Source organism: Cuneatibacter caecimuris, from assembly GCF_004216775.1.
Classification (GTDB): domain Bacteria; phylum Bacillota; class Clostridia; order Lachnospirales; family Lachnospiraceae; genus Cuneatibacter; species Cuneatibacter caecimuris.
The window spans coordinates 225,844-240,352 of the sequence record NZ_SGXF01000001.1 but is presented as its reverse complement, the minus strand read 5'-3'; the positions used below and the strand labels follow the sequence as shown (position 1 = coordinate 240,352).

The 14,509-nt window shown below is 49.0% G+C and carries 9 protein-coding genes, 1 tRNA gene and 1 other annotated feature (1 of these 11 cut by a window edge); of the genes, 8 read left to right on the top strand and 2 right to left on the bottom strand.

All coding sequences use genetic code 11. From position 1 onward, the window contains the following. Positions 1-121 precede the first annotated feature (121 nt). Complete coding sequence (locus tag EV209_RS01175) at positions 122-778, bottom strand: phosphatase PAP2 family protein (RefSeq protein WP_130432240.1); 657 nt, start codon at positions 776-778, stop codon at positions 122-124. Between the two features lie 139 nt (positions 779-917). Between EV209_RS01175 and EV209_RS01170 the strand changes: the two genes are divergently transcribed. Next, entirely contained in the window at positions 918-1,409 is a 492-nt protein-coding gene (locus tag EV209_RS01170) for a hypothetical protein (RefSeq protein ID WP_130432238.1), read from the top strand. 165 nt (positions 1,410-1,574) lie between these two features. Here the strand turns inward: EV209_RS01170 and EV209_RS01165 are convergent. After that, positions 1,575-1,648: transfer RNA gene (locus tag EV209_RS01165), tRNA-Met, on the bottom strand. Between the two features lie 577 nt (positions 1,649-2,225). Between EV209_RS01165 and EV209_RS01160 the strand changes: the two genes are divergently transcribed. The 7 genes from EV209_RS01160 (at position 2,226) to ispF (ending at position 14,401) form a co-directional block, all read left to right on the top strand. Continuing rightward, positions 2,226-9,386, top strand: a complete 7,161-nt coding sequence (locus EV209_RS01160; RefSeq protein WP_130432236.1) for a rhamnogalacturonan lyase family protein — start codon at positions 2,226-2,228, stop codon at positions 9,384-9,386. 60 nt (positions 9,387-9,446) lie between these two features. Next, positions 9,447-10,181 carry a hypothetical protein gene (locus EV209_RS16455; RefSeq protein ID WP_207220562.1) on the top strand — a complete coding sequence of 245 codons (735 nt, stop codon included), beginning with the start codon at positions 9,447-9,449 and terminating at the stop codon, positions 10,179-10,181. A gap of 165 nt (positions 10,182-10,346) precedes the next feature. After that, positions 10,347-10,991 carry a TetR/AcrR family transcriptional regulator gene (locus EV209_RS01150; RefSeq protein ID WP_130432234.1) on the top strand — a complete coding sequence of 215 codons (645 nt, stop codon included), beginning with the start codon at positions 10,347-10,349 and terminating at the stop codon, positions 10,989-10,991. Positions 10,992-11,154: 163 nt separating this feature from the next. Beyond that, positions 11,155-12,105 carry an ATP-binding cassette domain-containing protein gene (locus tag EV209_RS01145; protein WP_130432232.1) on the top strand — a complete coding sequence of 317 codons (951 nt, stop codon included), beginning with the start codon at positions 11,155-11,157 and terminating at the stop codon, positions 12,103-12,105. After that, complete coding sequence (locus EV209_RS01140) at positions 12,095-12,868, top strand: ABC transporter permease (protein WP_130432230.1); 774 nt, start codon at positions 12,095-12,097, stop codon at positions 12,866-12,868. The genes EV209_RS01145 and EV209_RS01140 overlap by 11 nt, the downstream gene beginning before the upstream one ends. Positions 12,869-12,959: 91 nt before the next feature. Continuing rightward, the gene (locus tag EV209_RS01135) at positions 12,960-13,898 is read left to right on the top strand and encodes a diacylglycerol/lipid kinase family protein (RefSeq protein ID WP_130432228.1); all 939 of its coding nucleotides are present in this window, start codon (positions 12,960-12,962) and stop codon (positions 13,896-13,898) included. Positions 13,899-13,924: 26 nt separating this feature from the next. Then, a complete protein-coding gene (ispF, locus tag EV209_RS01130) occupies positions 13,925-14,401 on the top strand; it encodes a 2-C-methyl-D-erythritol 2,4-cyclodiphosphate synthase (protein ID WP_130432226.1) in 477 nt (158 codons plus the stop codon). A 35-nt stretch (positions 14,402-14,436) separates the two neighbouring features. Continuing rightward, positions 14,437-14,509, top strand: a binding site (T-box leader); it runs 142 nt beyond the window's last position.

The following is a 14,509-nucleotide window of genomic DNA, read 5'->3' as shown; positions in this document are numbered from 1 at the left end:
TTTTTACCCGGCCAAATTACTTATTAACCTGATAAAAGCGCAGGGAGTGCGCTCTGTAAAGAACGGCAGCAGTAATCCCCTCAGTTTCTGGAAATGTCTCCAAAACTGAGGGGATTTTACGTCAGCCAGATTTTGATATAGTTTTCTTGCGAAGTTTTCCCGGAAGGAAATAGATCAGGAGCCAGAACATTGCAGCCAGAACCAGGGCGGCGATCCCGTCCAGAACAGAATGCTGTTTCAGGAAAACCGTGGCCAGGCAGATCAGAATGACAATGACCAGCAGACCATACTGAATCCATGGGCGGCGTTTCAAAGCAGGGCTTCTGAATACGGCGATCTGCGCTGCCACGGCGTTATAAACGTGAATGCTGGGAAAAACATTAGTGGGGGTATCCGCCGCCCAGATCAGAGAAAGAAATCCGGTAAAGATGTTTTTATCCGCGTCAATCTGCGGCCTCAAAGCCTGCCCATTTGGATAAAAGGTGCTGATGAGCAAAAAGACAGTCATTCCGCCTGCCAGCAGCAGCAGATATTTCCAGCATTCTTCCTTATCAGTAAAATAGAGATACAGGAATACCCCGGGGAACAGGGGAAACCATAATACATAGGGGATAATGAAATATTCATTAAAGGGAATCAGGTCGTCCAGAGGGGAGTAGATCATATGATATTCTGGAAATTGGAAAATTTCCAGAATGCCCCACCATATCAGGTAGACAGCCATAAATATTGCCATGGAAAGAAATAAATGGGATTTCACCCAGTTTTTCAGCTTCAAAAGGTACCTCCTGTCAGATCAGATTTTCCGCATTATTATAACATGGAAGGGAGAATATGACAAGGACAGGCTGGACAGTATTTGACATTGATATCATCTGGATTTATAATCAGATTATAATAATAGGGGGTAAAATAGTATGGGAGGAGAAAAAGGATTAAAAGCAATGCAGCTTCTGGCAGCAGGTTTAGCCGCGATTTGTTTCGGCATGGGGGTTTGTTTAGCTATACAGACTTTTAAATTGAATCACTTCCTGGGGCGTGAATCAGCAGGGATTCAAAGTGAGTACGATAACTGGAGAACTTGTATTCAGAATGCTGCTGCAGCCTATGAGAGAGAGGAAACCGGGTTGGCACAAGAATATCTTGGAAAGGCGGAAGTATATCAGTGGGGGCTGCTGCATCATAAAGGAGTATTAGAGGAATTTGGAAAGGATGTAAACCGCTGCAGGGAATTCTATGATGTATCGACGTATTTGAGCGGATATATGAAACGTATGGCCAGCGAAGGATTTACAGAAGAAAGAGCTGAGATAATGCAGGGAATAGATGCGTGGATCCGAAATACAGAGGAGGTTTCAAACCTGGTTTTCCAGGAGCTTGAAGAGCGGTTTCCGCATTATACAGAATGAGTTTTGTTGGAAGGATAGAGAAAAAAAGGGCAGGCTGATTGGTGGCCTGTCTTTTTGGTTTCACGAATCGTGTGCCTATGAAATATGTTCCTTGTGCCTCCATCATATGCTTAATAAAACAAAAACCCCGAAAACCCAACTGCCAGGCTTTCGGGGCAAACATAATAGCGGAAGGGAGATTTGAACTCTCGACACCACGGGTATGAACCGTGTGCTCTAGCCAACTGAGCTATTCCGCCATATTTTGCTGTCTTTGTCAAGACTGCTTCGCTAGTATACCTTAAAAATAAAAACTTGTCAATACCTTTTTTAAGATTTTTTTGTCAGATTATGCCTCTCGTTTTGTGGACGGTATGCCGGAGCGAAATGAACAATAATGCGCGGATTTTTTAGAAGCAGGTAAAGATATGCGGCAGAGCAATATGACATATTACGACAAAAATAATTTAACATAGTGTAATATTTACCGGTAAAAAACTGCATGTAAAAATTAGCATAGAAATAAAAACCTTATGAAAAGTAAAATAATACATCAAACAGTAAAAAAATCCAAAAAGTCCTTTACAAAAAATGCACAATAGATTATAATACTGCCTATATGAATTGTGCAGTATTCTTTTTGAATAAAAGCACGGAACGGATTTTTTACATGAAATAGTAGAAAAACACATGAAATATTTTTCTTTCATATGTGTTTATACACAGATATGCTTCAGCCTGGAAAATGGCGTTTTTCAGGCCGCGGGAAATCTTTTGTTCAGGAATTTACAGTACATGCTGTGAATTTATAGATCATCATAAGGAGGGAATTGCTCGATGAGAAAGAGAGCGAAAGCGAGAGGGTTGAAAAGAACAGCCTCAGCAGCTGTAGCTGTCGCGCTGAGTGCGTCCATGGTTTTGGGCAATCTGCAGAGCGTTTCTGCATTAGCAGAGACCCAGGCAGAAGCGCCGGAGCAGTCCGCTGAAGAAAGTACAGCGGATCATGACGGACAGACAACGGCAGAGGCTGGGACAGAGAGTACTGAAAAAGACAACAGCACGACGGAGAGTTCCGCCGGTGAAACAGAGGGACAGGCTTTAGCTGTTCCGGAGAAAACACCGTCAGCGGATTCCACCACATTGTCCGGAGACCGCCAGGGCGAGATCCGGTTCGGGACCAATGGAGACGTGGATAAAGCAGATGTCTACTCAGAGGAAAAAGGAATAGGTTTCAGCGATGTTTCCTATCCGGAACCTGCAAAGGGGTGGTCCGGTAATGTATACAGCCCCAGAGCGGAAGAAATCAAACCCGGATCAGAGTATGTGACAGACTCTGCGGATTATCTGCAGATCAGCAGCAAGGTGTGGGCTGAAAAAGGAAAAACACCGGATAATAAAGATTTTTCACTTACATATGAAAACACATCCACTCTGGATGTAAAATTGGAAAACGGAGACTATCAGGTGACGGTCAGCCTGGTAAACCCCACAGGGGCAGATTACTCCGCCTATCTGGAGGCGGAAGATATTACAAAACTCACCGGCGTGTCCGTACCTGCAGGACAGAGCAAGGAAGTGGAATTCCGCGCCTGTTTGGTGGACGGAGTCCTGAATCTGAAGTTTCTGGCAGAGAGCACGTCCCTGTCAGAAGAGGATGCGGCGCTGAAATCAGTGTATGTGAGCAGTGTGAAACTGGAAAAAGCCGCGCAGAAACCAGCGGCGGAAAAGCCCACGATTTTCCTGGCTTCCGATTCCACAGTACAGACTTATGAGAAAAAATATGAACCGCAGACAGGCTGGGGCGAGACCCTTTGCAAGTTCTTCGGCGAATTCGTACAGGACTCTTCCTGTGACGACTGCAACTACAGCCAGTCCCATACTTATGAGACAGCCAATGTGGTGATTGAGAACCGGGCCATCGGCGGCCGCAGCTCCAGATCTTTCATTCAGGAAGGCAAGCTGGATGATTTGCTGGAAGATATTAAACCCGGGGATTATGTGCTGCTGCAGTGGGGGCATAATGATTCAACCGGAACCCGCCCGGAGCGCTACGTGGCTCCTGAAGATTTTGGAAAATGGATCCAGTACTATATAGACGGGGCGGCCCAGAGGGGAGCGACTCCTGTGCTGGTAACACCGGTAGCCCGCTACAGCTATAAGACAAACGGCGACGGGACACTGGACAGTTTCCAGGAAAACTTCAAAGCATATGGGGATATCATGCGCAAGATTGCGGCAGAACAGAATATCCCTCTGGTGGACCTGAGCAAGGCATCCATCGAGCTGTGCAATGAATTCGGCATTTCCGGTGCGGAATCCCTGTTCCTCCATGTGACCGCAGGAGATTATCCTGAGAGTGTTTATGCCGGCGGGTATACAGATGATACGCATCTCCAGTATTTTGGAGCGTATAAGTTCTCCCAGTGCGTGGCCAGGGGGATCCAGGAGATGGATCTGAGCAGCTTCTCCGCAGACAGACAGGCTGCGTTAAGTAAGCTGCAGGGCTATGTGGACCTGAACCTTTCTGCTACAGAACCGGAGGCGGTGACGGGGCTTCAGGTGATCACAGCCGGTTCCACCAGCGTTTCCCTGAAGTGGGACAGTGCGGCAGGGGCAGAAAGATATTATGTGTACCGTGCAGAGCTGGCTGATGGACAGACAGTTGATTCCGTAGATTTCAGCCAGGCAGAAAAGTATTCGGTCAGCGCAAATCCTCGTTTCCAGGATAATAAATGCAACGGTGGAAAAACCTATGTCTATGCGGTGCGCGGATATAATGATAAGGGCCTTGGGCCGATATCTGAGAAGGTGAGCGTAACTACAAAATCAGCAAAGTACAAATATGATTTCGGGCTGGATTCATCCCCTGTAATGGACGGATGGACAAAGGTCACCAGGAAATCCCTGTACAGTAAAGAAAGTGGTTTTGGCTGGAAGGACAGCGCCAGTGTTCCCGAAAAGGACCGCTACCGCAGCGGCAACGGCAATCCGGCTTCCAGCGCCATGGCGGATGACTTTACTCTCGGAGCGGGAGAATTCCTGGTAGACCTCCCCAACGGCCAGTATGAAGTCACCATGTACGCCGGCGATCTGTTGTCCGGGACATCCACCACAAAATCCGAATATACCATTGAGGGTAAGAGCGCGGGAGCAATTTCTGTGAAGCTGGATCTTGGTTCAGTTTCTTCCACAGTGGAAATTACAGACGGCCAGATGAATCTGGTGATTGGAGGAGCAAACGGATATCTGAACGGCCTGGAGATCACCCCTGTGCTGCTGGCGCCCCAGGGCTTCAGCTATTCAGAAAAGAGCATTTCCGGTGATACGGCCTCCTTCCTGATCGGCTGGAACAAAGATCTGGATCCTGCCGACACGGTAGCCTGGAACGTATACCGCAAGAGCTGGGCGGATGCGGACTTCACTCTTGTAAAGAGCTTTACCGCAGAGGAATATGCTGTCAGCGATCTGGACTGCCGTTCCATGACTGCACCTGCCGGAGGCGTGTATGAGTATTATATGACTGCGGTGACTGCAGGGGGAACTGAATCCGTTAGAAGCAATGTGATCGAGATCGTCATGCTGGATACGGAAATGGAACTTCCCGGCATCCCTCAGAATGTGAAATGCGTGAAAGCGGAGAACGGCAATGTCCAGCTGACCTGGGACGCAGTGGATACCGCGTTCCGCTATGAGATTTACCGTTCCGACCGTGCGGAAGGACAAAAAGGATTTAAGGAATATGTTAAGGTAGGGGACAGCGGAACAAACGGATGGACCGATACGGATCCGGAAGCCACTGTGAATATGCACTGGTATTATAAGGTGCTGGCTGTCAATGCAGGCGGATCAGGAGAGCTTTCCGAGGCCTGCCAGACTCCGGTAACAGAGGGAGCACTGGTAGCGGCTCCGGCGGAAGTTTTGGCCGACCGCGCGCTGGTTGCCATCAATCTGGCAGGAGATAATGGCGGAGAAACCGTGGTAACAGCCACTGACAAAGACGGAAATGCCTATACCAGCGGCGTATACCTGAGCTGGAGAAGTTTTGAAGGAGAAGGAGCCACGACTTATACGGTATACCGCAACGGCCAGGCTATCGCAGAAAATATATCTGTAACGAACCTGGTGGATGAAGCGGGAACAGCGGATGACATGTATAAAGTGGTAGGCTCTACCGACTCTGCAAGAGGTTTGAAAGCTCCAGACACCCAGGTTTGGAGGAATAAATATCTGGAGCTGGAGCTGTATCAGCCTGCCAACCAGACCATGCCTGACGGAACTACCTGCAGCTATACCGCCAATGATATGTCCGTGGGCGACCTGGACGGAGACGGCCAGCTGGAACTGTTTGTGAAGTGGTATCCTACCAATGCGCAGGATAATTCCAAAGAAGGTTATACAGGAACTACATTTATTGACGCTTATGATGTGAATTTTTCTACAGGAGCGGTTTCTCTGAAATGGCGCCTGAACATGGGCGTAAACCTGAGGTCCGGCGCTCACTATACCCAGTTCCTGGTATGGGATTTCGACGGGGACGGCAAGGCGGAGCTGGCAGTAAAAACAGCTGACGGCACGACCATGTACACCAGCGCCGACGGAACGGACCAGACGCTGACTTATTCCAGCCATGTGGGAGCGGTAAAGGATACAGAGCTGCCTACGGATACGCTGGGTGGCGAAGCGAAGCATGATTACCGTGACGTGCACAATAACCCTGGCCGACCCGGCTATGTGCTGGCGGGGCCTGAGTATTTCACCATGTACAACTGTGACGACGGTTCTGAAATCGATACAGTGGATTATGACCCCGGACGGGGAACAGTGAGCAGCTGGGGAGATAACTATGGCGGCCGTGTGGACCGTTTCCTGGCCTGTGTGGCCTATTTGAACGGGCGCACTCCCAGCGCGGTATTCTGCCGCGGCTACTATACCAGAACCTGCCTGACGGCTTATAACCTGGTGGATACAGACGGAGACGGTGTGGGCGACCAGATTCAGGTGGGAAGTAAGTTTGACTCCGACAAGGCCGGAAAACAGTACGCCGGCCAGGGCAACCACAACCTGGCAGTAGCGGACGTGGACAATGACGGAAGAGACGAAATCATTTACGGTTCTCTGACCCTGGAGCATGACCTGACGGTAAAATATACCACAGGTTTGAAGCACGGAGACGCGATGCATGTTTCCGACTGGGTTCCCTGGAACCCGGGCCTGGAAGTGATGCAGGTTCATGAAGATATTGTAAAGTATGACGTGGAAATCCATGATGCAGAAACAGGAGAAATCCTGATGGGCTATGCCGTGGGCAAAGACACCGGACGAGGCGTAGCGGGAGATATTGACCCCACCGCGCCGGGAGCAGAATTCTGGGCCATCGCGCCTCCATCCTATGTGGGCTCCGAGCCTTCCTGGAATTCCAGAAACGGCGGCGTTTACAGCACTGCATCCACACTGAGTAATCTGGTGACATTGTCAGAAAAGGTATCTCCGGCGTCCAACTTCACCATTTACTGGGACGGCGACCTGCTCTGCGAGATGCTGGATCATGAATACATTCAGAAGACTGAGACGCCGGTATCTGTAGTGATCTCAAAATGGGATTACGAAAATAACAAAGAAGTAGACTTGCTGAATTCCAAAGCGATTTTCAGCAGCAATGGAACAAAAGGAAATCCCGGCCTGGCAGCGGATATCCTGGGCGACTGGAGAGATGAGATCATCTGCCGCAGCAGCGCGGATGACAGCAGGATCCGAATTTACTCCACAACCATCCAGACAGATTATGTAGTGCCCTGCGCCCTGGAAAACCGGGCTTACCGTGAAGCAGTGGCATGGCAGAACGTAGGCTATAACCAGCCCGCCCATACAGATTACCTGGTATCAGAAGGCCTGGTGACAGCCCAGCTGACCGCAGAACATGGCAAATCCACACCCAATTCCGTAAGCTTCTCCTTCACACCTGCCAATGACGGCGTCAACGGGCATGAGGTGACCGGATATGAAGTATACCGGGCGGGAGCGGACGGCATTTATACGAAAATCGGTACAGTAGACGCTGGCAACGGTGATCAGGAAGCTGTAGAATATCGTTTTGACTTTGGTTCCCAGAAGACGCAGGAAGGCTGGACCAAGATCAACGCGGAGAGCGAAAGCTTTGAAACCAGCGGAACCTACGGATTTACAGAAGCATCTCTGAAGCTGTCTCCGGCAGACAAGAAATACAGCGCGGATACCGGAGAGCTGAAAGACATGTATAATGACTGCGTGCTGTTTTTCGTTAGCGCCGGAGACGAGACTCCTGCGGAATTTGCAGTAAAAGTTCCCAACGGCACTTATACCGTAACAGTTCATACCATGAACGGATCCGGAAGCCAGTACAATCAGTTTGCAGTGGAAGGAACGGCATTGGAGGATATCCGCCTCGGAAACTCAGTGAAAAATACTGAAACCGCTCTTACCGCAGAGGTAGAGGTGACTGACGGCGTTCTGAATATCACGAATACCAGCAGTAAAACTGCCCAGAATGGTTTCCTTTATTTCAGCGGCCTGGAAATCAGCCGTAAGGCAGATCCGGCGCCCACAGCTTATTCCTATACGGATACCGGACTGGAAGCAGGAACATATTCCTATAAAGTAGCGGCAGTTGTGGACGGTAAGACTTCTTATATGTCCAGACCAGTTACTTTGTCCACAGCAGAAGAGATTACAGAAAAACCGGAATTCACAGTGCCTGAATTTGCAAGAGGCATTGCTGTGGAAAAAGTCCTTGAAACATTAGGAGATACCGTAAAGGTTGAAAACGGACAGAAAGAGGTTGACGTTACCTGGGATCTGTCTAAAGCAGACCTCAACCAGGTTGGGACTTATGATATCACCGCCTATGTGGCAGGTTACGGGCCGGTGGCTCTGAAGCTGACTGTAATCGAAAACTATGTGGAAAGCTTTACGCCTGTTAAAAAGGTGCAGGTGACAATCGGAACTGCTGTAGAGGAGATCCAGAAGCTGCTGCCAACAGAGGTTGAAGTGCTTTATGCCAATAAGACTTCTGAAAAGAAAACAGTAGTTTGGGATCTGACGCAGGTGGAGATTGAGGCTCCTGCCGTTTACACAGTAAAGGGTACGGTAGAAGGCCTTGCGGAACAGCCTGAAATGCAGGTGGAAATCCTGAAAGATTATGTAAAAGAAGTAGGCGTCATCAATCCTGTGGCAGTAGAACAGGGAGAAGATTATGCCGCGAAACTGCCGGCCCAGGTGACTGTGAATACAGCTCTGGAAACAGGGGTAAAAACAGCAGTGAAATGGGATGTGGAAAACTCCCCGGTGGACCTGGATAAAGCAGGAACCTATACGGTAAACGGAATTCTGGAAGAGTACGGAGATTATCCGGTTCAGATTACAGTACGAGTGGACTACAAGTCAGTTTATAAGTTCGACTTTGGTATTGACAGCAAGCGGGTGGCAGACGGATGGACCGGCATTACTGTCAACAAGAAGGGCGGAACTAATACAGCCGATAAGCTGGGCGTTACCTATACCAAAGAAAAGGGTTATGGTTTCCTGGACGGCAGCGCCAAGATTCAGGGACGGACTGAGGAATACACCTTTGGCGACGGCACAGTGCCCAAGCTGGTATACACAGACTTTGCACTGACAGACGGCCAGACCTTTGTGGCAGATGTGCCCAATGGAAAATATCAGGTGGAAATGATAGGCGGCACGAATACCGGTTCCAGTACAGTGAAAGGTACTTTGAACGGAACAGTTGAGGTCAGCATAAGGAATTCCAAGAATGAATATACAGTCGGAATCTACGAAGTGACAGTAACCGATGGAAAAATCAGCTTTGAGACCACCGGTTCCAACAGCCGCCTGTGCTCTATGGTGATCCGCACCATGGGACAGGAAGAAGTGGATACAGCTGCTCTGGAGGCAGCGATAGCAAGAGCAGAGGCTCTGAATCCGGAAGAGTGGACGGCGGAAAGCTATGCTCTGGTGTAGAAGGCTCTGGAAAAAGCAAAGGGCCTGCTGGAAAACGGAAGCCAGGATGAAGTAACGCAGATGGCTCAAGAACTGAATGACCTGATCGACGCGCTGGCGCCTGCTGAGACCGAACCGGAGAGCAGCACAGAGGAAACAGAGCCCAGTGAATCCGAGAGCAGTACGGACGTGACAGAGCCCAGTGAATCCGAGAGCAGCACAGATGTGACAGAGCCCAGTGAATCCGAGAGCAGCACGGACGCCACAGAACCCAGTGAAACTGAGAGCGGCACGGACGCGACAGAACCCAGTGAAACGGAGAGCAGCACGGACGCGACAGAACCCAGTGAAACGGAGAGCAGCACGGACGCAACGGAGCCCAATGAAACGGAGAGCAGTTCAGATGCCACAGAGCCCAGCGAATCCGAGAGCAGCTCGGATGCCACAGAACCCGGCGAATCCGAAAGCAGCAGTTCAGATGCCGAAATAAAAATCGACACCGCAGGGCTGGAGAAAGCAATCGGAAGAGCAGAAGCGCTGAAAGCATCAGATTATACATCTGAGAGCTATGCAAAGATGAAAGCTGCTTTAGAAGCAGCGAAGAAGGCGATGACAGCCAAGACGCAGAAAGAGGTGGACGCTGCCACGAAAGCTTTGAATGAAGCGATAGAGGCGCTGGTTTCTTCAACACCGGGTACAGGAGATGCCACGGGCGCCAGATGGTTTGTCCTTGTGACGGTGATTGCGCTGATGGCGGTAATCGGCTCAGCAGCAGCCATGGAGATCGCGGCGAGAAAAAGAAAAAAGAATAATTGATCTTTGATATTGCTGTAAAAAGCGGTGAACGCCGGCCAGAGTTTTTTCTGGCCGGCGTTTGTGATGAGGAACCACAGGACCTTCTGAATGCAAAAAAACATTGACAAATTCCATGCAGTGCCTTATGCTTCATACATACGGAATGAATGTATACTGGAGGCAGATATGGCAAGAAACAAATATCCAGAGGTGACTGTAGAGAAAATATTGGAAGTATCTCAAAGGCTGTTTCTCGAAAAAGGATATGACAACACGACGATACAAGATATTGTGGATGAATTGGGCGGCCTGACGAAAGGAGCAATTTATCATCATTTCAAATCAAAAGATGAAATTATGGACGCCTTAGGGGAAAAGATGTTTCGCGATAATAACCCATTTGAGGCGGTAAAAAAGCGTACAGATTTAACAGGATTACAAAAAATGAAAATGGCAATTATATTAAATCAATCCGATAAAGCCCAGGTGGAGATCACAAGGCAGGCTGTGCCGCTTCTGAAAAACCCCCATGTCCTGGCAAGGATGATCGAAACCAACCGCCGCTTGTTATGCCCCTATTGGCAGGAACTCATTGAGGAAGGGCAAAAAGACGGCTCTATTCATACTGAGTATGCAAAAGAGCTGTCAGAGCTGTTAGTCCTGCTGGACATATGGATGATCCCTTCTGTTTTCCCGGCTTCTCCTCAAGAAATAGAGCGGAGGCTGGCATTTATATTTGAAATGTTTTCAAAAATGGGGCTGCCGATGTATGATCAGGAGCTGAGAGATATGCTTCTGTCACTGCCTTATTTTTCAGAGTTGAATAATTAAAATCCGGACGCACGCCGCAATGGGATATATAGTTGTAAAGCGGCATTGCGCTGGGTCAGAGTAAGCAGACTTCTCATGAATAAGAATATTAACAATGGAGTAAGCCTGCTTCTATTATCCCATGATACATTCATTCAGTACGTATATAAAAAGGAGAAATAATATGTTAAAACAAAATATGTCAATTTGCGTATCATCCCTAAAGAAAAGCTATGGGAATAAAAAAGTGCTGAGCCAGGTGAATTTTTCCGTGCCGGGAAAAACCGTGTATGCTCTTTTGGGTTCTAATGGCGCGGGGAAAACAACGACCATCCGGATCCTGACCGGTCAGATCAAGGCAGATGGGGGAGAAGTTCTGATTGAAGGACACGATGTGTTAAAATCGCCTGAAAAAGTGCGTGAGGTAATCAGTCTGACCGGCCAGTTTTCTGCTGTGGACGACGCTCTGACGGGAAAAGAAAATCTGGTGATTATGGGCAGGCTGCGCCATTTGGCCGAACCGGAAAAGAGAGCCCTGGAACTGCTGAATTATTTTGAATTGTCTGGCGCGGCCAATCAGGCCGTTTCCACCTATTCAGGCGGGATGAAACGAAAACTGGACATTGCCATGAGCCTGGTAGGGAATCCCAAATTGATTTTCCTGGATGAACCGACAACTGGGCTGGATCCCCAGAGCAGGCACAGTATGTGGGAATTGATCAGAGAATTAAAACGTTCCGGGGTCACAATTTTTTTGACTACCCAGTATCTGGAAGAGGCCGAACAGCTGGCGGATATTATCGCAATACTGGACCGGGGAGAAATTATCGCTGAGGGTACGGCGGAGGAGCTGAAAGCCTATCTTCTTGACGGGGCTGTAAAATTCATATTTGAAGATGCAGAAAGTCTGGAAAATGCAAAGCAGATTCTGAAACATTATAAGACCGCTTCTGTTTCAGAAGAGCATCAGCTTACTGTTTATACAGATGGAAAAGCGGATACACTGGCGCTGATTTTTCACGGGCTTTATGAAAATCAGGTCAAAATCCGGGAGTTTTCACAGCTGGCGCCAGATTTAGAAGACGTATTTTTAACCATGATTTCTGAAAGAGAGGGTAAGTTCAATGAGAAATGATTCTAAACGTTATAATGATACAGTAACGATCGCAAAACGCTGTATATTGCTTTCTAAAAGAAACCCGGATACCTTTCTGACAAGCGTGATGCTTCCGGCCCTGATGATGCTGCTGTTTGTTTTTTTGTTTGGGAATTTAATCCATGTAGGCGGTACTTCCTATGTAAATTACATCGTTCCAGGCATTTTGCTTCAGTGTATCGGCCAGTGCTCTACTACCACAGCTATTTTAATGAACAGAGACGTGACCAGCGGAATCATCAACAGATTCAGCACCCTGCCCATTCGCAGAGTTTCTATATTAAACGGGCATGTTTTGGAGGCCGCCGTACGGAGTCTTTTAACCTCAGCAGTGGTCTTGATTACAGCAATGCTGGTAGGATTCCGGCCCGCCGCCAGCCTGACAGGCTGGTGTGTCGTTTTTATTTTACTGATTGCAGTTATTTTAGCATTGTCCTGGCTGTCTGTGATCGTAGGGGTGGCGGCGAACAGCGCGGAGGGGGCCAGCTCTCTGTCCGCCCTGGCAGTTATTTTGCCTTATTTAAGTTCCGGGTTTGTACCAACAGAAACTATGCCAAAAGTATTGGGAATATTCGCTGAATACCAGCCTATGACGCCGATTATTGACACAATGAGAAATGCGCTGTTGGGCAATCCGATAGACACAGGTACATTTCTTATCGCTATGATTTGGTGTATTGGGTTAGTGGCGGCGTTCTATTTTATTTCTTTGGCCTTATTCAGGAAAAGGCTCAGCAGATGATTGAGAGAAAAGAAAAAAACAAGTGTTCCATAATGATTTTTGATAAAAAATGTGTTAAAATAAGATAAATACAAAAGCAGAGGTGGCCGAGATGCTGGAATTTATCGTGAATCCCAATTCCCGGTGCGGCCGGGGAAGAAAAATATGGAACCAGGTGGAACAGAAACTGAAGGAACAGGGCGTGGAATATGGTCTGCATATGACGTCTGCCCCAGGCGATGCGGAAGGCTTTGCCAGGCAGCTGACCGGCTGCAGAGGGGAAGAAGGCCGGAAACCGTGTATCATTGCGGTTCTGGGAGGGGATGGGACGCTGAACGAGGTGATCCAGGGACTGACATTGAAACAGCCTGTGACAATAGGCTATATTCAGTGCGGTTCCGGCAATGATTTTGCCAGAGGGATGAAGCTGGAGAGCAATCCCATGAAAATGCTGGAACGGATTCTGCACCCGAAGCATTACAGGGTTGTGGATTATGGGATAGCCGCCACAGGGCTGTATCCGGCGGCTTACAGGCGGTTTGCCGTCAGCGCCGGAATCGGCTGGGACGCGGCGATCTGCCATAATCTGCTGGATTCCGCGGCCAAGCGTTTTCTGAATAAAGTACATATGGGGAAGCTGGCATATTTTGTGATCGGCCTGAAGCAATGGGCTCTGGCGAAACCGGCCCAGGGGACACTGGTGCTGGACGGCGCCAGAAAAATCAAATTGAAGAATATGCTCTTTTTATCCGCCCATAATTTGAAATATGAAGGCGGGGGATTCATGTTCGGGCCCAAGGCGGACCCGGAAGACGGGCTGCTGGAACTGTGCGTGATGGAGAATATGAGCAAACTGAAGATGGTGCCGGCGGTGCTGTCCGCCAAGTTCGGCCGCCACGGTATCTTCCGCGGCGTACATTTTTACAGATGCAGAGAAGCACGCGTTCATATGGACCGTCCTCTGGCTGTCCACGCAGATGGGGAGTCCTGCGGGCATCAGCAGGATTTTGCGGTGACTTGCCAGAAGAAGAAATTGAGATTCATTGTATAGAGCAGAAGTATGAAAGGGGAGAAACCATGAGAATCGGAATGGGATATGATGTGCATAAATTGACAGAAGGCCGGGACCTGGTCCTGGGGGGAGTAAAGATCCCTTATGAAAGAGGGCTTCTGGGGCATTCAGATGCGGATGTGCTTCTTCACGCGGTGATGGACGCGCTTTTAGGAGCGGCGGCGCTGGGGGATATCGGAAAGCATTTTCCGGATACGGAACCTGCCTATGCGGGGATTTCCAGCCTGAGACTGCTGGCCCATGTGGGGAAGCTATTGGAGGAGAGCGGATATGCGGTGGGGAATATTGATGCCACTGTAATCGCGCAGAAGCCTAAGCTGGCGCCTTATCGGGAGCAGATGGAAGAAAATATAGCGGAAACCCTGGGGATCAGAAAAGACCAGGTATGTGTAAAAGCCACCACAGAGGAGGGAATGGGATTTACCGGGCGCGGGGAAGGGATGGCGGCCCAGGCGATTGCGCTGCTTCAAGAAAAGACTTGACAAAACGTGGTATTTTGCATAGACTATATGGTAAGCAAAAAGCGAAGAACGGAAAGAGTATCATATCAGAGCGCCTCAGAGAGGATCTGTCACCGGCTGAGAGCAGAA

What these genes read in the sequence shown, in the direction of transcription:
- ispF (WP_130432226.1), top strand. Translation starts at nt 13,925, where the DNA reads ATGAGAATCGGAATGGGATATGATGTGCATAAATTGACAGAAGGCCGG.
- EV209_RS01150 (WP_130432234.1), top strand. Translation starts at nt 10,347, where the DNA reads ATGGCAAGAAACAAATATCCAGAGGTGACTGTAGAGAAAATATTGGAA.
- EV209_RS01140 (WP_130432230.1), top strand. Translation starts at nt 12,095, where the DNA reads ATGAGAAATGATTCTAAACGTTATAATGATACAGTAACGATCGCAAAA.
- EV209_RS01170 (WP_130432238.1), top strand. Translation starts at nt 918, where the DNA reads ATGGGAGGAGAAAAAGGATTAAAAGCAATGCAGCTTCTGGCAGCAGGT.
- EV209_RS01160 (WP_130432236.1), top strand. Translation starts at nt 2,226, where the DNA reads ATGAGAAAGAGAGCGAAAGCGAGAGGGTTGAAAAGAACAGCCTCAGCA.
- EV209_RS01145 (WP_130432232.1), top strand. Translation starts at nt 11,155, where the DNA reads ATGTTAAAACAAAATATGTCAATTTGCGTATCATCCCTAAAGAAAAGC.
- EV209_RS01135 (WP_130432228.1), top strand. Translation starts at nt 12,960, where the DNA reads ATGCTGGAATTTATCGTGAATCCCAATTCCCGGTGCGGCCGGGGAAGA.
- EV209_RS16455 (WP_207220562.1), top strand. Translation starts at nt 9,447, where the DNA reads ATGGCTCAAGAACTGAATGACCTGATCGACGCGCTGGCGCCTGCTGAG.